General features: G+C 60.8%; 16 protein-coding genes. 8 read left to right on the top strand and 8 right to left on the bottom strand.

Translation table 11 applies throughout. The annotated features are described in order from the left end of the window. The first annotated feature begins 153 nt into the window (after nt 1-153). The 5 genes from HU762_RS16920 (at nt 154) to HU762_RS16900 (ending at nt 5,505) form a co-directional block, all read left to right on the top strand. Complete coding sequence (locus tag HU762_RS16920) at nt 154-1,353, top strand: colicin E3/pyocin S6 family cytotoxin (RefSeq protein WP_186638947.1); 1,200 nt, start codon at nt 154-156, stop codon at nt 1,351-1,353. Continuing rightward, a complete protein-coding gene (locus tag HU762_RS16915; protein ID WP_186638945.1) occupies nt 1,350-1,577 on the top strand; it encodes a pyocin S6 family toxin immunity protein in 228 nt (75 codons plus the stop codon). The genes HU762_RS16920 and HU762_RS16915 overlap by 4 nt, the downstream gene beginning before the upstream one ends. 197 nt (nt 1,578-1,774) lie before the next feature. Continuing rightward, on the top strand, nt 1,775-3,703 hold the full coding sequence (locus tag HU762_RS16910; RefSeq protein ID WP_186638943.1) for an ATP-dependent DNA helicase RecQ: 1,929 nt from the start codon (nt 1,775-1,777) through the stop codon (nt 3,701-3,703). Nucleotides 3,704-3,810: 107 nt separating this feature from the next. Continuing rightward, a complete protein-coding gene (locus HU762_RS16905; RefSeq protein ID WP_186638941.1) occupies nt 3,811-5,037 on the top strand; it encodes a 3-hydroxyacyl-CoA dehydrogenase in 1,227 nt (408 codons plus the stop codon). Between the two features lie 48 nt (nt 5,038-5,085). After that, a complete protein-coding gene (locus tag HU762_RS16900) occupies nt 5,086-5,505 on the top strand; it encodes a thioesterase family protein (protein ID WP_186638939.1) in 420 nt (139 codons plus the stop codon). Nucleotides 5,506-5,589: 84 nt separating this feature from the next. Here the strand turns inward: HU762_RS16900 and HU762_RS16895 are convergent, their stop codons facing one another. The 4 genes from HU762_RS16895 to HU762_RS16880 all read right to left on the bottom strand — a co-directional run bounded on the left by HU762_RS16895 (nt 5,590) and on the right by HU762_RS16880 (nt 10,488). Further along, nucleotides 5,590-6,072: a glycine zipper domain-containing protein gene (locus tag HU762_RS16895; RefSeq protein ID WP_186638938.1), complete on the bottom strand. Its 483-nt coding sequence runs from the start codon at nt 6,070-6,072 to the stop codon at nt 5,590-5,592. 250 nt (nt 6,073-6,322) lie between these two features. Further along, complete coding sequence (locus HU762_RS16890) at nt 6,323-8,671, bottom strand: FdhF/YdeP family oxidoreductase (RefSeq protein WP_186638936.1); 2,349 nt, start codon at nt 8,669-8,671, stop codon at nt 6,323-6,325. Beyond that, the gene (gene fdhD, locus HU762_RS16885) at nt 8,668-9,507 is read right to left on the bottom strand and encodes a formate dehydrogenase accessory sulfurtransferase FdhD (protein WP_186638934.1); all 840 of its coding nucleotides are present in this window, start codon (nt 9,505-9,507) and stop codon (nt 8,668-8,670) included. The genes HU762_RS16890 and fdhD overlap by 4 nt, the downstream gene beginning before the upstream one ends. Before the next feature lie 93 nt (nt 9,508-9,600). Beyond that, nucleotides 9,601-10,488: a LysR family transcriptional regulator gene (locus tag HU762_RS16880; protein ID WP_186638932.1), complete on the bottom strand. Its 888-nt coding sequence runs from the start codon at nt 10,486-10,488 to the stop codon at nt 9,601-9,603. A gap of 136 nt (nt 10,489-10,624) precedes the next feature. Between HU762_RS16880 and lysM the strand changes: the two genes are divergently transcribed. Further along, nucleotides 10,625-11,065 (top strand): peptidoglycan-binding protein LysM, encoded by a 441-nt coding sequence (gene lysM / locus HU762_RS16875; protein ID WP_186638930.1) that lies wholly within the window; start codon nt 10,625-10,627, stop codon nt 11,063-11,065. A 47-nt stretch (nt 11,066-11,112) separates the two neighbouring features. Here the strand turns inward: lysM and yrfG are convergent, their stop codons facing one another. Further along, nucleotides 11,113-11,775 carry a GMP/IMP nucleotidase gene (yrfG, locus tag HU762_RS16870; protein ID WP_186638928.1) on the bottom strand — a complete coding sequence of 221 codons (663 nt, stop codon included), beginning with the start codon at nt 11,773-11,775 and terminating at the stop codon, nt 11,113-11,115. An 88-nt stretch (nt 11,776-11,863) separates the two neighbouring features. Between yrfG and nudE the strand changes: the two genes are divergently transcribed. Both nudE and cysQ read left to right on the top strand, forming a co-directional pair. Next, the gene (nudE, locus tag HU762_RS16865; RefSeq protein ID WP_186612611.1) at nt 11,864-12,430 is read left to right on the top strand and encodes an ADP compounds hydrolase NudE; all 567 of its coding nucleotides are present in this window, start codon (nt 11,864-11,866) and stop codon (nt 12,428-12,430) included. After that, the gene (gene cysQ, locus HU762_RS16860; protein WP_186638926.1) at nt 12,427-13,254 is read left to right on the top strand and encodes a 3'(2'),5'-bisphosphate nucleotidase CysQ; all 828 of its coding nucleotides are present in this window, start codon (nt 12,427-12,429) and stop codon (nt 13,252-13,254) included. Before nudE ends, cysQ begins: the two co-directional genes overlap by 4 nt. A 51-nt stretch (nt 13,255-13,305) precedes the next feature. On the opposite strand, the gene HU762_RS16855 is transcribed toward cysQ, so the two are convergent. From HU762_RS16855 to HU762_RS16845, 3 genes are read right to left on the bottom strand one after another with little or no spacing between them, the layout of a single operon-like run. Further along, on the bottom strand, nt 13,306-13,761 hold the full coding sequence (locus tag HU762_RS16855) for a YiiD C-terminal domain-containing protein (protein WP_186638924.1): 456 nt from the start codon (nt 13,759-13,761) through the stop codon (nt 13,306-13,308). Nucleotides 13,762-13,797: 36 nt separating this feature from the next. Further along, on the bottom strand, nt 13,798-15,189 hold the full coding sequence (locus HU762_RS16850; RefSeq protein WP_186638922.1) for a sigma-54 dependent transcriptional regulator: 1,392 nt from the start codon (nt 15,187-15,189) through the stop codon (nt 13,798-13,800). After that, nucleotides 15,186-16,994, bottom strand: coding sequence for a cache domain-containing protein (locus tag HU762_RS16845; protein ID WP_186638920.1), 1,809 nt, complete (start codon nt 16,992-16,994; stop codon nt 15,186-15,188). Before HU762_RS16845 ends, HU762_RS16850 begins: the two co-directional genes overlap by 4 nt. Nucleotide 16,995: the final 1 nt, after the last annotated feature.

Below are 16,995 nucleotides of genomic sequence, written 5' to 3'. Positions count from 1 at the left end.
TTTTCCATTCCCTGCATATCTCGTCGTTGCGCCTGGATTGCTTCTGAAAAATAAAGAAAGCTCTTACGACAGTCTCGGAACCGTCCGGCAAGCGCTCCTTGAGGCGCGCGGTAAGGTTTGCCGCGCCTTTTAAGGTAACGGCAAGGTCGAAAGATGACGAGAGCTAAAAAAGACGTTCCACAGGTCTGGGAATATCAGGGCGGCGACTGGCGCTACAGGGTGGCGCGGGACATGACCTTTGACGAGTTGGCGAAGAGGGACGCCGATCAGAAGGCCCTTGAGGACATGCTCGCCAGGCAAGAGGCCTACATGAACGAGCGTCTGGCTCGGATACGGGAAAAAGAACCCGTGGTCATGAGGGGTTGTGTATTCGCCAAGTCCTGCGAACTGCCTGTCGCGATCATCGACTACCAAAATCCTACCGGCTACATCCCGACGGAAATGTTGAGCGCTTATGGCGCGTTCACATTGTTAGGTGGTCGTGAGGTTGACGAGTCAGGCTGCGTACCGCTGAAGACAATCAGCGGAGCGTTTCCGGCAAGTATCGGCACGTTGGCGCTGGGCGGGACGGCGCTGGCCTCGCTGGGCGCTGGCGCGGCGGTCACTGCACCCGTGGCGGCGGGCGCGCTGGTGGGGCTGGTAGGGCTGCTGATGCCCTCGAATCTGGCTGACGGTTCGCTTTACACCGAAGAGCAACTGCGCTCCCTTGAACAGGCGCGCACTCGGGTTCGGCTACATGTCGAACCCCAGGTCGACGGGACGGTTAAAGGGTATGGCTACAACACCCAGTCAAGGCGTGACTGGGAGATGATCCCGGTGGTGACGTTCCAGACTCGTGGCGAGCAACAAGTGGCTGACTTCGGCGATGGGGTCGAGTTGATCTGGACCCCGGCAGTAGATCCCGCTTCCACGTTAGGCATCCCGGCGCTGGAGGCTGCGCCACAGGCACCGCGCATCTGGATATTCCCGCCGACGCCCATGGCGGACAGCATCATCGTCAACCCGATTTATCCGCCGGAGTTCAAGGATTTCATTCTTGTGTTTCCGGTGGGGTCGGGGGTTTCGCCGTTATATATCGTGTACGGCCTTTCTGACCACAAGTATCACCCGACACCGAAAGGCGTACTTCCTGCTTTTCCTGACCTTGTTCGCGGTCGGGCTAAAACTCCCGTACAAGGAGGTGGAGGATTACGTCCACGTTGGCACGACCGGAAAGGAAATATTTATGAATGGGACCGGCAGCATGGCGCCCTTGAAAAGTACAATCCGCGTGGAAAACATTTAGGTGAGTTTAATCACATCACGGGCGAACAGACCAAAAAAGCGATTAAGACAAGGGAGGTAGAGCCATGAGCTTTGCTGTATTGGGATTTTATCCAGGCAAGGAAGAATTGGTATTTGAGCAGAGCATCAACCTATCAGTAGAGGACTTGCTGCCCGTGATGGATTGGACCAATAACATCGATCATATCGGTGCTGATTTCAGGCTTACTACGAAACAAATTCTTGAAATCGAGCGCTTGGCGTCGCTGGCTTTACCCGAAGATCTTGATCTGTACCTAACATCAGGTGAATAACCTCCAACGGCGCACTTTAACGAGCGAAAGGAGCTAAGACGAAAGGTCAGTTCGCCCCGGAGTTGTATCGCCTTATGGTCAAGCCAGAGGCAACCAGGCTGTATCATCCGGTATCGTTTTTAACCCAACCTTTTCTCGACCCGCTGCGCTGCCCGGCTAGGCTTTGGGCATCACAGCAGTCAAAGGAGCGACCGCTTATGCACAGCACCCTGGAACAGGTTTTTGGTTATCCACAGTTTCGCCCCGGTCAGGAAGCCGCCATCGGCGCGATCCTTGCCGGTCGGTCGGCGGCGGCGATTTTTCCTACCGGCTCGGGCAAGTCCCTGTGTTATCAGTTGCCGGCCTTGCTGTTGCCCCACCTGACATTGGTGGTTTCGCCGCTGTTGGCGCTGATGCAGGATCAACTGGCGTTCCTGCAGCGTCACGGTATTGCCTGCGCCAGTATCGATTCGGCCCAGAGCCGCGATGAAGCCAACGACGCGATGGCGCGGGTGCGCTCGGGTGAGTTGAAGGTCCTGATGGTTTCTGTGGAGCGACTGAAGAACGAGCGCTTTCGCAATTTCCTGCAGCAGGTGCCGATTTCATTGCTGGTGATCGACGAGGCGCATTGCATCTCCGAATGGGGGCACAACTTCCGCCCGGACTATCTCAAGCTTCCCGCTTACCAGCGCCAGTTCAATATCCCCCAGGTGCTGCTGCTAACGGCCACCGCGACCCCGAAGGTCATCGCCGACATGCAGGCGAAGTTCTCCATCGCCGCCGACGATGTGGTGACGACAGGTTTCTACCGTCCCAATCTCAACTTGCTGGTCGAACCCGTGCGTGGCGTGGACAAGCGTCAGCGGCTGGTGCAGTGGCTGGGCGAGCGGGCCGGGCAGCCGAGCATCGTCTACGTCACCTTGCAGCGCACCGCCGAGCAGATCGCTGGGCACCTGAGTCAGCACGGCATCGAGGCCGAGGCCTATCACGCCGGGCTGCCTCATGAGCAGCGCGAAGCTATCCAGCGGCGTTTCATGGGCGGCCAATGCAATTGCATCGTCGCGACTATCGCGTTCGGCATGGGCATCGACAAAAGCGATATTCGCAACGTGGTGCATTTCGACCTGCCCAAATCCATCGAAAACTATAGCCAGGAAATCGGCCGCGCGGGACGGGACGGCCAGCCGTCCGATTGCCTGGTGTTGGCCAACCGGGACAGCCTGAACATTCTTGAGAATTTTGTGTACGGCGATACCCCTGAACTGGCGGGCATTCGTTGCGTGCTCGACGAGCTGAAAGCCGCTGCCGGCGAAGGTCAATGGGAGTTCTTGCTCGGGCCGTTGGCGGATCAGAGCAACATCCGGCAATTGCCGCTCAAGACGCTGCTGGTCCAGCTCGAACTGCGACGGCTGATCGCACCGCGCTATGCCTATTACGCTGAGTATCGCTTCAAATTCCTCACCGAACCGCAGGTCCTGCTGGAACGCTTCGAAGGTGAGCGAAAGGACTTTGTCGCGGCCATCATCCAGACCTCCAGCCGCGCGCGGACCTGGGCAACGGTGAATTTCGATGGGATGTACCAGCAATATCGCGCCGAGCGCAGTCGTGTGGTCAAGGCGCTGGATTTTTTTCACGAGAAGGGCTGGATCGAGCTGGAAAGCAAGCAGATGACCGAGGTCTACAACGTCTTGGAAGCGAACTTCGATTCTCAGGATTTGAGCATCGAGCTGCATGCTGATTTCACCCGGCATGAGGAGGCTGAAATTGCCCGGGTTCACGCCATGCTCGAGCTGTTTGCCACGGACCGCTGTCTCGGTTACCGATTGGCGCAGTATTTTGGCGATGAAAATGCGCCACCACAGTGTGGGCACTGTTCGGTGTGTCACGGGCATGTCGCTTGCCTGCCGGAACCACCACCGCTGCCGACGCTTGTGGATAAGAATTTCGGTGATTTGTGTGGCGATTTTATCCACAAGCATGAGCAAGTCATCGGCAGTTTGCCGACCGCCGAGCGGCTGACCCGCTTCCTGTGCGGAATCAGCGTACCGCTGTTCACCAAACTGAAGGCGCGGACGATCCGTGGATATGCCGCGTTGGAGGAGTATTCCTACGCGCAGGTGCGTCATTGGACCCAGGCTCACCTGTAAGCTGCATCCATCTGCTGAATGCCCTCCATCACACGAATAAATTTCAAAAATGTTCGGTGGCTGACTACTGTGAAGGCTGTCTTTGGATCGCCAACAAGAGAGCAAACATGAGCCAGACATCCTTCGATATCCAGCGCGCCGCCGTGGTCGGTGCAGGCACCATGGGGCGCGGCATTGTCATGTGCCTGGCCAACGCTGGCGTCGCCGTGCAGTGGGTCGATAACAATCCGCAGATGCTTGAACAAGCGCTGGCCACGGTGGCCGATACCTACGCCCACAACGTGCGCCAAGGGCGTATCGAACAAAGCGAGGCCGACGCCCGGATTGCCCGGATAACACGGGCGGATGACTACGCGGCGATTCGTAATGTGGACCTGGTCATCGAAGCGGTCTACGAGAACCTCGAACTCAAACAGAAAATATTCCGCGAGCTGGATGGCATGCTCAAGCCCGAAGCGATCCTGGCCAGCAACACCTCGGCGCTGGACATCGATGCCATTGCCGCGGCCACACGCCGGCCAACCCAAGTGCTCGGCCTGCATTTCTTCAGCCCCGCTCACATCATGAAGCTGCTGGAGATCGTCCGCGGCGCGCAGACGTCAAAAGCTGTGCTGGACGCTGCCCTGGTGTTGGGCAAACGCATGGGCAAGGTGAGCGTGATCTCGGGTAATTGCCACGGGTTCATTGGCAACCGGATGCTTCGGCCTTATGTGCTTGAGGCGCGCAAGATGCTGCTGGAGGGGGCGTTTCCCTATCAAGTCGACGCGGCATTACAAGGTTTTGGCTTCGCAATGGGGCCGTTTCGCATGTACGACGTGGTCGGGATCGACCTGGAGTGGCGTGCGCGCGAACTGGCGGGCCAAGGCCAGGATGCGCCCGAGGTGCAGGTGGATAACCGCCTGTGCGAGTTGGGACGGTTCGGCCAGAAGAGCGGCAACGGGTACTATCACTACGAACCGGGCAGTCGTCAGGCTGAACACGATGTCGAGGTCGACGCGCTGGTGCAGCGGGTCAGCGAAGAGCTGGGTTTCCAGCGGCGCGAGATAGGCCCTGAGGAAATTCTTGAGCGTTGCCTGCTGGCATTGATCAACGAAGGCGCGAAGATTCTCCAGGAGGGCATTGCCGAGTCTTCCCACGACATCGACCTGGTCTACCTCAACGGCTACGGTTTTCCGGCAGACAAGGGCGGCCCGATGGCCTGGGCTGACCAGCAAGGGCTTGGGGACATCCACGCGCGCTTGCTGGAGCTCGAAACGAAGCAGGGCGACCAATGGAAGCCTGCTCGCTTGATCGGCGAACTGGCGGCGCAAGGCAAGGGCTTCTCGCAGCGGTAGCCCAGGGGCCGGCAACAAGCCCAAAACTGATAACCCTAAGGACACGTGATGCCCCAACGCAGCGAGTATCTGCACTTCCAGCCCGTGACCACACGCTGGCACGACAACGACGTGTACGGCCATATCAACAATGTCACCTACTACAGCTTTTTCGATACGGCGGTGAATACCTATCTGGTCGAGACCGGCGGCCTGGATATTCATGAGGGAGACGTGGTGGGTTTCGTCGTGAGCTCGGCGTGCGATTACTTTGCGTCAATCGCTTTCCCGGATCGGATTGAAATTGGCCTGCGCGTCGGAAAACTGGGCAACAGCTCCGTGCAATACGAGCTCGCGGTGTTCAAGGCGGGGGAGGATGAAGCCTGTGCGGCGGGGCGCTTCGTGCATGTGTTCGTGGACCGCGCGTCGAACCGGCCGGCAGCGATTCCGGAGCGGTTGCGTGGGGCCTTGGAGCGGCTGGTGGTCTGAAACGAAAATCGCCGCCTCCGGATATTCTCTGACGAGAACGGCCGAAGGCTGCGATCTTTTTAACGGTCTGGATTAAACCAACCGTCAGTCATCGTGATAGCGATGTTTGTGCTTGTGCTTGCGATGCCCATAGGCATGGCCGCGGCCCGGGTGGCCATCACGGTAGTAGCGACGATCACCACGACGACCTTCATAACGATCGTCATCGTCGTCCTTGCCCATGTAGTTACCCAGCGCGCCACCGGCGCCGCCGCCCGCTGCGGCACCGATCAGGCTCCCTGTGCTGCCGCCTACGCTACGGCCGACCACGTTACCACCGGCTGCGCCCAGCGCGCCGCCGATTGCCGCTTCGCCGCGGCTATGTTTGTCTGCGCCGACTGCGCTACCGCCCGCGCCGCCCAGGGCTGCGCCGATAGTGGAGCCGGTGTTGCCGCCCAGGGACTGGCCGACGACCGAACCCAAAACCCCGCCCAATGCGCCGCCTACACCTGCTTCGGCAGTACCGCCGGCAGAAGCGACGCCACTGACAAGGCCAAGGGACAACAAGAGAATGGAGGAGAACTTCATAGAGGAGCCTCAAAGGGATGACGGCGCGATCCTGAGGCTGGCTTCGCTTGGTTACAATCGAAATCCGACGAGTAACACGACTTGTGCACAATTGGCTAAGTTATTGTTTTTAGTGCGGAACTTAAGGTGTTTTTGCCGGTCTTTAGCTACTTCGGACAGGCCGTTTTCTTTGGGAAATGGCCTTTTTGTGGGCGTTTGAAAATACGATCGTAACGTGGCGAGGGAGCAAGCTCCCTCGCACAGGATCATGTCAGGCTGACTTGGCCATGATCAACCCGCTCTCGCTCGCTGCTTCCAGGCGGATCGCCACGAACTTCGAGGTTGGGGTGTGGCTGCCGTCGCCGGTGCTTTCCAGCGGCACCAAGGGGTTCACTTCAGGGTAATAGGCAGCAGCTTGTCCGGCCGGGATGTCGAAGGCCAGCAACGTGAAGCCCTTGACGCGCCGCTCACGCCCGTCCTCCCAGAGCGAGACGATGTCAGCCTTCTGCCCCGGCTTGAAGCCCAGGCGGATGATGTCCGCTTCGTTGACGAACAACACATCACGTTGACCCTTTACGCCGCGATAACGGTCATCGAGGCCATAAATGGTGGTGTTGTACTGATCGTGCGAGCGCATGGATTGCAGGATCAGGTCCGGCACTTTGCCCGTGGCGTGGGTGCGCTCATGAATCAAATCGGTCGGCAACCGGTTAGGCTTGAAGTTGGCGCGGCCCGATGGGGTATTCCAGCGACGGGCGCCAGCGCTGTTGCCCAGATAAAAGCCACCGGGGTTCTTGAGCTTTTCGTTGAAGTCCTTGAAGCCGGGAATGGTCTCGGCGATCAAGTCGCGAACACGGCTGTAGTCGGCCACGAGCCAGTTCCAATCCACCGGACGGCTGCCCAGCGTGGCAGCGGCGATGCCTGCAACAATCCACGGCTCGGAGCGCATCTGGTTCGACAGCGGCTGCAATTGGCCATTCGAGGCGTGGACCATGCTGAAGGAGTCTTCCACCGTCACCGCTTGCGGGCCTTCTGCTTGCACGTCGATGTCGGTACGGCCCAGGCACGGCAGGATCAGCGCCTCTTTCCCGTGGGCCAGGTGGCTGCGGTTGAGCTTGGTGCTGATCTGGACGGTCAGGTCGCAGTTGCCCAAAGCTTCGAAGGTCCGATGGCTGTCTGGCGTCGCCTGGGCGAAGTTGCCACCCAGAGCGATAAACACTTTTGCCCGGCCCTCGGCCATGGCATGGATCGACTCGACCACGTTGTGGCCGTTTTCACGCGGCACCTTGAACTGGAAGCGCCGCTCCAGCGCGTCGAGGAATGCAACGGGCGGGCGCTCGTTGATGCCCATGGTCCGGTCGCCCTGCACGTTACTATGGCCACGCACCGGGCAGAGTCCCGCGCCTGGCTTGCCGATGTTGCCGCGCAGCATCATCAGGTTGGCGATTTCCTGAATGGTTGCCACCGAATGGCGGTGCTGGGTGATGCCCATCGCCCAGCACATGATCACATTGCTGGCCTTGGCGTACATACGGGCTGCCTGCTCGATCTCGGCCAGGGTCAGGCCGGATTGCTCGACGATCTGCTCCCACGAGGTGTCATCGACCACCGCCAGGTATTCCAGCGTGTTGGCGCTGTGCTCATTGAGAAATGCATGATCGAACACCGCGGGAGCACCGTTTTTCTGGGCTTCACGTTCCCATTGCAGCAAGAACTTCGCCATGCCGCGCAGTATGGCCATATCGCCACCCAAGGCCGGGCGGAAATAGGCAGTGTTGGTCGGTTTGTCGCCGTTGGTGAGCATTTCCAGCGGATGTTGCGGATGCTGGAAGCGCTCCAGGCCTCGCTCCTTGAGCGGGTTGATACACACCACCTGTGCACCGCGCTTCACTGCTTCGCGCAGTGGTTCAAGCATCCGCGGATGGTTGGTACCCGGGTTCTGGCCCCAGACAAAAATAGCATCGGCGTGCTCGAAGTCGTCGAAGGTTACCGTGCCTTTGCCCACGCCGACGCTCTGGGACAGCGCTACGCCGCTGGCTTCATGGCACATGTTCGAGCAATCGGGGAAATTGTTGGTGCCGTAGGCGCGCACGAACAACTGATACAGATAGGCCGCTTCGTTGCTGGCTCGGCCCGACGTGTAGAACTCGGCCTGGTTCGGGCTGGAAAGTCCTTGCAGGTGTTTGCCGATCAAGGCAAATGCCGCCTCCCAACTGATGGGCTTGTAGCGGTCGGTTTCGGCGTCATAGCTCATCGGCTCGGTCAGGCGGCCCTGGTACTCAAGCCAGTAATCGCTCTGCTCCAGCAACGAGGTCACGCTGTGCTTGGCAAAGAACGCACCGTCGACGCGACGCTTGGTGGCTTCCCAGTTCACCGCCTTGGCGCCGTTCTCACAGAACTTGACCATGCCGCTTTCCGGCGAGTCGCCCCAGGCGCAGCCCGGGCAGTCGAAGCCGCCGTTCTGGTTGGTCTTGAGCATCATGCGGATATTCTTCAGCGCGTTATCGCTGGTCAGCCAGGCCTGGGCAACGCTGATCAGCGCGCCCCAACCACCGGCCGGGCCCTTGTAGGGCTTGTAGCGCGGTGCGGGTTTCTGGTTGGCTTGTTGATGATTGCTCACGCTTGATTCTCCATCGCAGGGCTGTAGACCCGCGGCGCACTTTTTTGCGGCAGGTGGATGAGATTGAGGTTGTGTTGGCGGGCCCACTGCACGGCGAGGCCCGTGGGTGACGACAGGCTGACCAGGGTCTGGACGCCCGCGCGCAATACTTTTTGAATCAGTTCGAGACTGCAGCGGCTGGTGACGATCGCCAACCCTCCAGCTACCGGGACTTGCTGCCGGATCAGCGCTCCGATCAATTTATCGAGTGCGTTGTGGCGACCAATGTCTTCGCGCCCAAGCAGCAGTTCGCCTTGTGCGTTCATGAACAGCGCTGCGTGTACCGCGCCGCAGTGCTGGCCCAACGGCTGGAACTGGCTGATACGCTGGCGCAGGCCGTCGAGCCATTGCGCAGGCGGTAGCGGGGCGCCGGGCAAGGCTTTGAGGTTTGGCAGCGCTTGTTCAACGGCTTCGACTCCGCAGAGTCCGCAGCCGCTGGTGCCAGCTAGCTGGCGGCGTTGCTGCTTGAGATTCCAGAAAGCGCGGTTGGCGATCGTGACTTGGGCGTATTGCGCGGAACCCGCCCCGCTCAGCTGCAGGTCATAGATATCGGCCGGGTCTTCAATGATGCCGCTGCCGAGGCTGAAACCGACGATAAAGTCTTCAAGGTCAGTGGGCGTGACCAACATCACCGCTTGGCTGATGCCGTTATAGGCGATCGCCAACGCCACTTCCTCGGCCAGCGCGGTGCTGTCCGATTGAGAGTGATCGAGGTTGCAGTAGCGATAGCTCTGGCTGGCGGCTGGCGTGGAGGGTTCCACAGCAGGCACTGGACAGACCGGAGGCTTGTCGTTCATGGGCATCACTGAAAGTGAGAATAGTGTTAAGACTAAATGCGGCAATCTGCCACGTCTAATTGCTATTACTGATCTTCCAATAGATGACGTCGATCAAGAGATGGTCGTTGATTTCTGATAGAGGGCGAAACAAGCCTCGGCCAAGGCCGAACGTGGAGCGCCGCGCCGCATGATCAGCCCCAGCGGGACCAGGGTCTGGGCGCTTTCGATAGGCTGGATCCGCAGGTCTTCGGTGAGGACGTTCAGTCCGCTCTCCAGCGGCACCACGGCGCAGCACAATCCACCATGCACAGCTTGTAACAATTGATGCACCGCGTCGGTTTGCAGCAGCGGTTGGGGGGCTAGGCCTCGACTGTGGAAACTGTGGTCGATGGATTGGCGGAAATGCATGCCGCTGGTAAGCATGCCCAGGGGCAGCTCCACCAGCGCTTCCCAGGTCAGCGGTTCTTCACCAAAAAAGAAAAAGCGTTGGTCATACAGCAGGCCCATGCGGGTATGGCTGAAGGGCAGGGCCTCGAAACGATCGTTGTCCAGGCGTTCCAGGTAGGAAATACCCAAGTCGATGCGGTTGTTCGCCAGCTGTTCGAGGATGCGTTCGGAACTCAAGGACGATAATTCGAAACGCAGGCTGGGGTGGTCGGTGTGCAGGCGCTGCATCATCGACAGCGGGTCGAAGTCCGACAGCGGCACCACGCCCAGGCGCAGCGTACCCACCAGATTGCCGCGGCACGCCGCCGCTTCGGCCTGCAGCCCGTCATAAGCCGCCAACACCGTGCGTGCCCAGGCCAGCACCCGCTCCCCCGGTGCGGTGAAGCCCTCGAAGCGCTGGCCGCGGTTGACCAGCGGCAGGCCGAGCTCTTCTTCCAGGCTGCGCAGGCGCATTGACAAGGTGGGTTGGGTGATGTGGCAACGGGCGGCGGCTTGGCCGAAGTGGCGGGTTTCTTCGAGCGCGATGAGAAATTTCAGCTGCTTGATGTCCATCTTCGCTCCTGGGCGCGGGAAGATTGTGATTCTAGCGCCTTGGGCGTGGTGAGGTCATTGGTCGGTTGGAGAATGGGCTCGGTTGGCTTGGTCTAGTCTTATCCGTCTGGACATTTAAACCCAAGGAGCGTGCGCCATGAGTATTTTTAGCTTTGTGAAGGAAGCGGGAGAAAAGCTTATCGACCTGCTGACTCCCGGCAATGCCAATGCCAGCGAGCAGTTGAAGGAACACATCAGCAAGGTCGGGCTGGGCAATCCGAATGTGCAAGCGACGATAGACGGAGACAAAGTCACCCTGACCGGTGAAGTCGGTAGCCAGGAGGAGAAAGAAAAGATCCTGTTGACCGCGGGCAACATCGTCGGTGTCGGCAGCGTGGATGACCAGATCACCGTGACTGGGCCGGTGGCAAAGGCCGCGCGTTTCGTGACGGTGAAAAAAGGTGACACGCTCAGCGCCATATCCAAGGCCGAGTATGGTGACGCGAGCCAGTACAACAAGATTTTCGAAGCCAACAAACCGATGTTGTCGCATCCAGACAAGATCTACCCCGGGCAGTCACTGCGTATCCCTGAGTAACCCGTACCCCCGTGGCGAGGGAGTAAGTCCCTCGCCAAAGGCTTGCACTAGAGCCCTTGGATCAGCGTCCGATAATCCGTTACCGCGTCGAACTCCCCCGTATCCTTCGGCCCCTTGCGGCTGTCCGGCTCGCTGACCGCCAGCAGGTGCGCCACGCCGAAGTCCCGGGCGCTGCGCAGCACCGGCAAGGTGTCGTCGATAAACAGGCTGCGGGCTGGGTCGAAGCTCAGGTCGGCTTGCAGCGCGTCCCAAAACTGCGGGCTCTCCTTGGGGAAACCGTAGTCGTGGGAGCTGATCAAGCGTTCGAAGTAGGGTGCCAGTTCGATGCGTTCCAGCTTCAGCGACAGCGAATCCCGGTGGGCATTGGTAATCATCACGACCCGTTTTCCTGCGCGCTGGATGGCCGCGAGGAATGTATCCGCGTCTGGGCGCAGGGCAATCAAGTGGGCGGTTTCAAGTTTCAGTTCACGCACCGGCAGCTTCAGCTCGGCGCTCCAGAAATCCAGGCAGTACCACTGCAACTGACCGGCGTTGCGCTCGAACAGCGGCTGCAACTCCATCTCGGCCATCGCGCGGCTGACCCCATGCAGTTCGGCATAACGCTGGGGCAGGTGCTCCAGCCAGAAGTGGTTGTCGTAATGCAGGTCCAGCAGGGTGCCGTCCATGTCCAGCAGAACCGTATCGATCTCATGCCAGGGCAACAAGGCCATAAAACTTCTCCAGCGGTAAGCAGATATCCGACACAAACAATCAGAATAGGCCGGGTATAGTAGCCCGCTATCGCCCAGGGAGCCGTTTATGCGCCAGAAACCCACCATACTCGACCGACGGATCGTCGCCACCAGCCGCCTGTTTTGCGTGGAGGAACTGAAACTGCGCTTTTCCAACGGTGTTGAGCGCACCTACGAACGCCTGGCGGGCAAGGGCGCAGGCTACGGCGCGGTGATGATCGTCGCGATGCTTGATGCCGACCATGCCGTGCTGGTGGAAGAATATTGCGGCGGCACCGATGCCTACGAGCTCTCGCTGCCCAAGGGGCTGATCGAGCCGGGCGAAGATGTGCTGGCGGCGGCCGAGCGCGAGCTCAAGGAAGAGGCCGGTTTTGGCGCGCGTCAACTGGAGCATCTGACCGAACTGTCGTTGTCTCCCGGCTACATGAGCCAGAAGATCCAAGTGGTGCTGGCGACCGACCTGTATGAAGAGCGGCTGGAGGGCGACGAGCCCGAACCGATGCGTGTGGACAAGGTCAACCTGGGCGAATTGTCGGCCCTGGCCCAGAATCCCCAATTCACCGAAGGCCGAGCGTTGGCGGCGTTGTATCTGGCGCGTGACCTGCTGACCCAGCGCGGAGCCTACCTGCCATGAAATTCCCCCATCCCCTGATGGCGCCCGTCATCGAGCTGGCGCTTGAAGCTGGTGCGGCGATCCTGCCGTTCTGGCGAGCCAACGTAGAAGTTGCGCACAAAGCTGACGAATCACCAGTGACCGCTGCGGATATGGCTGCCCACGATGTCATCGTGGCTGGGCTGACCGCGCTGGCACCGGATATCCCGATCCTCTCGGAGGAGGACGCCAATATTGCCCGAAGCGTTCGCGCCGAATGGAAACGCTGGTGGTTGGTGGACCCGCTCGATGGGACCAAGGAATTCATTTCCGGCAGTGAGGAATTCACCGTCAACATTGCGTTGATCGAGGACGGTCGCGTGGTGTTCGGCGTGGTCTCGATGCCCACCAGTGGCCGCTTTTATGTTGGCGGAGCGGGACTGGGCGCCTGGCGTGCCGACAAGGACGCCGAGCCTTCGCCTATCGCAGCACGGCACGCGATGGCGCCCGGTGACGTGTTTACCGTAGTCGCCAGCCGTCGCCACACCAGCCCGGAGCAGGAGCGCCTGTTGAGCGGGTTAAGCGAAAGCCTGGGCCCCTTGCAGTTGACCAACATTGGCAGTTCGTTGAAGTTTTGCCTGCTGGCCGAGGGCGCGGCTGATTGTTATCCGCGGTTGGCGCCAACGTCCCAGTGGGATACCGCCGCCGCCCAGGGCGTATTGGAAGGCGCGGGTGGCGAAGTGTTGGACTTGAGCGGCCAGCCATTTTGTTATCCGGCGCGGGAGTCACTGTTGAACACTTCGTTCCTGGCGCTGCCGGCCAAAGCGGCATGGCGTGGAAAGTTGCTGGAGCTTGCTCGTTCTTAAACCCTGATCTTTGGCCAGGAAGCTTTTGTGGCGAGGGAGCTGTTGCGCCAATTAACGGTGCAACACGTACTGCCCCTCGAATTGCACCGCCACCTCTTCGCTGCCTGCATTCATCACTCGCGTCTGCAACGCCAGCCGCGCCCGGCCATAACGCCGATAGGTGGCCAGGAAGCGTTTCCAGGGTTTTTCCTCCGGTGCGTCACAAATGACAGTCGCATCGCCAGTGACGGGCAGCGGATAAGTGATCTGCCCTTCCTGAATCACGATGTGTCCATCCTCGATGCCTTCCTCGCGCAAGGCCAGGTGCAGCCAGCCCCAGCCGCCAAGTACCGCGCCGCAATACAGGCTGCCGCCGAACATGGTGCTTTTATGATTGACGTTGGCCGCAAGCGGCAGGAACAGGCGCAGTTGTCGCGCCTGCCAATCGAGCACTCTCAGGCCCATGTCCTGGGTCAACGGGATGTCCCGGTGCAGGGTCGTTTCCAGGTAACGGCTGTCGCGGTTCATGCAGGCCCTCTTGTTTGAAGGTGAGTTGGCAGGCGCTCAATCGGACTCATCGGCAGAGCCAGGGTTGCTGTCGCCAAATGTAAGCCCGTGCTTGCGCAGTTTGTCGTGCAAGGTCTTGCGCGGAATGCCCAACGCTTCGGCGAGGCTGCGTACCGAGCCGTGGGGGCGGGCCAGCTCGGCGGCAATCAGGGTCTTTTCGAAATTCTCCACCTGCTCGCTCAGGCCGCCGCTGATGATTTCCACCGGCGCGCCGGGGCCAGTGTCGGGTGCGCTGTTGTCCAGGGCCAGTTCCAAGCCCAAGGCGAAGCGTTCGGCGGCGTTCTGCAATTCGCGGACATTGCCCGGCCAGTCATGGCGCAACAGCAGCGCACGGTGGGCCGGCAGCAGTTCGTGGCGCGGCAGGCCGTGGCGCGCGCTGGCCTCATCAGCGAAATGCTGGAACAGCATCAGCACGTCCTCGCCCCGTTCGCGCAGCGGTGGGATGCGCAGCGGCGCGACGTTCAGGCGGTAGTACAAGTCGGCGCGAAAACGGCCCTGGTCGGCGGCTTGGCGCAGGTCTTCCTTGGTGGCGGCGATGACCCGGATGTCCAGGGGGATTTGCTGATTGCCCCCCAGGCGCTCCACCATGCGTTCTTGCAGCAGGCGAAGCAGCTTGACCTGTACGTCCAGGCTCATGCTTTCGATTTCATCGAGGAACAATGTGCCGCCGTTGGCGAACTCGAATTTTCCGATACGGCGCTTCTGCGCGCCAGTGAAGGCGCCAGGTTCATGGCCGAACAATTCGCTTTCCACCACGGACTCGGCCAACGCGCCGGCATTGATGGCCACGAACGGCCCGTTACGCCGGCCAGACAGGTCATGCAGTGCGCGGGCGACCACTTCCTTGCCGGCCCCCGTTTCGCCGAGGATCAGCACGTCGGCGCGGGTCGCGGCCAAGGCGCCGATCTGCTCGCGCAGGCGCAACATGGGGGCCGATTGTCCGACCAGCCGGGCGCTGAGTTCATGACGGTCACTGAGGGCCAGGCGCAGGCTGCGGTTATCCAGGACCAGGCGCCGCAAGGCCAGGGCCCGGCGTACGCTATCGAGCAACTGGTCACTGGCGAACGGTTTTTCGAGGAAGTCGTACGCCCCGGCGCGCATCGCCTGGACCGCCAGCGGTACATCGCCATGACCGGTGATCAGCAGCACCGGCAACTCCGGATCCTGGCTGTGCAATTGGCCCAGCAGTTCGAGGCCGTCCATGCCCGGCATGCGTATATCACTGACCACCACGCCCGGCCAATCGCGGGGCAATTGCCCGGCCAGGCCGTTGGCCTCGCCCAAGGGCAGAATCTTCAGTCCAGCCAGGTCGAGGGTCTGGCTCAGGGCCTGACGCAGATGGGGATCGTCGTCGATCAGCACCACCTCAATCTGGTTATCGATGGTCATACACTTCGGTCCTCGGACGGTTGCAGGCTCACCCCGGGCGCACCGGCGCGCAGCTTCAGGGTAATCAGGGCGCCGCCTTCCTTGTGGTTGGCGAACAACAGTTCGCCGCCGAAGGCACGCATCAGGGTGTCGCAGATCGCCAACCCGAGGCCAAGCCCCTGGGTGCGCGTCTTGGTGGTGTAGAACGGCTCGCCGGCGCGGCCCAGGGCTTCCATGCAGAATCCCGGGCCGTTATCGCGGATGTACAAGTTGACGCCGGTTTCCGTCGCCTGGGCACTGAGCCACAGTTTGCGCGGTGGTCCCTTTTCGGTCAGAGCATCAAGGGCGTTGGCCAGCAGGTTACCCAGCACCTGGCGCAGGCGCGTTTCGCCGGCCTCCACCCACAAGGCAGCCGCCGGCAGGTCGCGGATCAGCTCCACTTCCATGCTGCGCCGTCGTTTGGCGAGCAGCGCGAGGGCGTCGTCCAGCGCCGGTTGCAGGGCGACGCTTTCCGGGGCGTGGCGGTCCCGGCGGGCGAAGGCGCGCAGGTGGGCGATGATCGAGGCCATGCGCCCGGTCAGTTCGCTGATCAGCTTGAGATTGCCCCGAGCGTCTTCGGTGCGCTGGTGATCGAGCAATATCTCGGCGTTTTCGGCGTAACTCCGGATCGCCGCCAGCGGCTGATTGAGTTCATGGCTGATGCTGGCCGACATGGTGCCCAGGGCTGACAACTTGCCGGCCTGTACCAAATCATCCTGGGCGCGGACCAGTTCCTGTTGGGCCTGCTCGCGTTCAAGCACTTCCTGTTTCAGGCGACGGTTGAGTCCCTCCAGATCGCTGGTACGTTCCGCGACCCGGCCCTCCAGTTCGTGACGAGCCTTGGCCTCGAAGGCGATCCGGTCCAGATAATGCCGCCGGCGCTGCATCATCAACCCGAGCAACAGCATCAACACCAGCAGTGCTGCACCGCCGGTGGCCACCACCGTGCGCACTGGCCGGTCGATCAGCGTGCGCGGAGCGAGGATGCTCACGCTCCAACCGGTTTCTTCGATGGTCTGGGTTTGGGTCAGCCAGGCGTTGGTGTTCAGGTTCAACGGCTTGGGATCTCGGGTCGGATAAGGCTGCACCGCACTGATTGCCTTGCTTTCTTCCTCGCTCAAGGGGCGAGTCGCGCGAAATCTCCATTCCTGGCGCGAGGTCAGGATCACTACGCCGTTGTGGTCGGTAACCAGCAACTGCTCAGGTGTCTTGCCCCAGAGGCTTTCGGTGTGGTCGAGGTCAACCTTGACCACCAATACGCCGATGACTTTTTCGCGATCGCGTACCGCGGCGGCGAAAAAATAACCGCGCTTGCCTGACGTGGTGCCCAGGCCGAAGAAGCGCCCCAGGCGCCCGGCCATGGCTTCGATGTAGTAAGGGCGGAAGGCGAAATTGCGTCCGACGAAACTGTCGTGCTTGTCCCAGTTCGATGCCGCCAGAGTCTTGCCAGAGGCGTCCATCAGATACATGACTTCGGCGCCGGTCTGGGCGCTGATGTTTTTCAGCAACCGGTTGGCATTGCCCTGGGTGACCCCATCGTCCGGCGCCGACAGGGTCGCGCGCAGGGCCGGCAGTTCGCCGAGAATCTGCGGCAGCACTTCATAGCGGTGCAGGGTCCCGAGGAGGTTGGCCACGTAGAGGTCAAGCGTCTGGCGGTTTTGTCCAGCCAGTTCGCTGCGGTAATAACGCTCGGCCAAATGCTCTAGCGGCCATAGCAATGGCGCCAGGCACAGCGCAAGCAGGGCCAGGCTGCGCCAACGAGGTCTGCGGGGAAGGGTGGAATTCATG

Source organism: Pseudomonas sp. SWRI92 (assembly GCF_014268685.1).
GTDB classification, from domain to species: Bacteria; Pseudomonadota; Gammaproteobacteria; order Pseudomonadales; family Pseudomonadaceae; genus Aquipseudomonas; species Aquipseudomonas marvdashtae.
The sequence above is the reverse complement of the archived record's forward strand: the minus strand, read 5'-3'. Positions and strand labels throughout refer to the sequence as shown.

Coding starts and splice junctions, on each gene's coding strand:
- HU762_RS16920 (WP_186638947.1), top strand. CDS start 154: ATGACGAGAGCTAAAAAAGACGTTCCACAGGTCTGGGAATATCAGGGC.
- HU762_RS16915 (WP_186638945.1), top strand. CDS start 1,350: ATGAGCTTTGCTGTATTGGGATTTTATCCAGGCAAGGAAGAATTGGTA.
- HU762_RS16910 (WP_186638943.1), top strand. CDS start 1,775: ATGCACAGCACCCTGGAACAGGTTTTTGGTTATCCACAGTTTCGCCCC.
- HU762_RS16905 (WP_186638941.1), top strand. CDS start 3,811: ATGAGCCAGACATCCTTCGATATCCAGCGCGCCGCCGTGGTCGGTGCA.
- HU762_RS16900 (WP_186638939.1), top strand. CDS start 5,086: ATGCCCCAACGCAGCGAGTATCTGCACTTCCAGCCCGTGACCACACGC.
- HU762_RS16895 (WP_186638938.1), bottom strand. CDS start 6,072: ATGAAGTTCTCCTCCATTCTCTTGTTGTCCCTTGGCCTTGTCAGTGGC.
- fdhD (WP_186638934.1), bottom strand. CDS start 9,507: ATGAACGACAAGCCTCCGGTCTGTCCAGTGCCTGCTGTGGAACCCTCC.
- HU762_RS16880 (WP_186638932.1), bottom strand. CDS start 10,488: ATGGACATCAAGCAGCTGAAATTTCTCATCGCGCTCGAAGAAACCCGC.
- lysM (WP_186638930.1), top strand. CDS start 10,625: ATGAGTATTTTTAGCTTTGTGAAGGAAGCGGGAGAAAAGCTTATCGAC.
- yrfG (WP_186638928.1), bottom strand. CDS start 11,775: ATGGCCTTGTTGCCCTGGCATGAGATCGATACGGTTCTGCTGGACATG.
- nudE (WP_186612611.1), top strand. CDS start 11,864: ATGCGCCAGAAACCCACCATACTCGACCGACGGATCGTCGCCACCAGC.
- cysQ (WP_186638926.1), top strand. CDS start 12,427: ATGAAATTCCCCCATCCCCTGATGGCGCCCGTCATCGAGCTGGCGCTT.
- HU762_RS16855 (WP_186638924.1), bottom strand. CDS start 13,761: ATGAACCGCGACAGCCGTTACCTGGAAACGACCCTGCACCGGGACATC.
- HU762_RS16850 (WP_186638922.1), bottom strand. CDS start 15,189: ATGACCATCGATAACCAGATTGAGGTGGTGCTGATCGACGACGATCCC.
- HU762_RS16845 (WP_186638920.1), bottom strand. CDS start 16,994: ATGAATTCCACCCTTCCCCGCAGACCTCGTTGGCGCAGCCTGGCCCTG.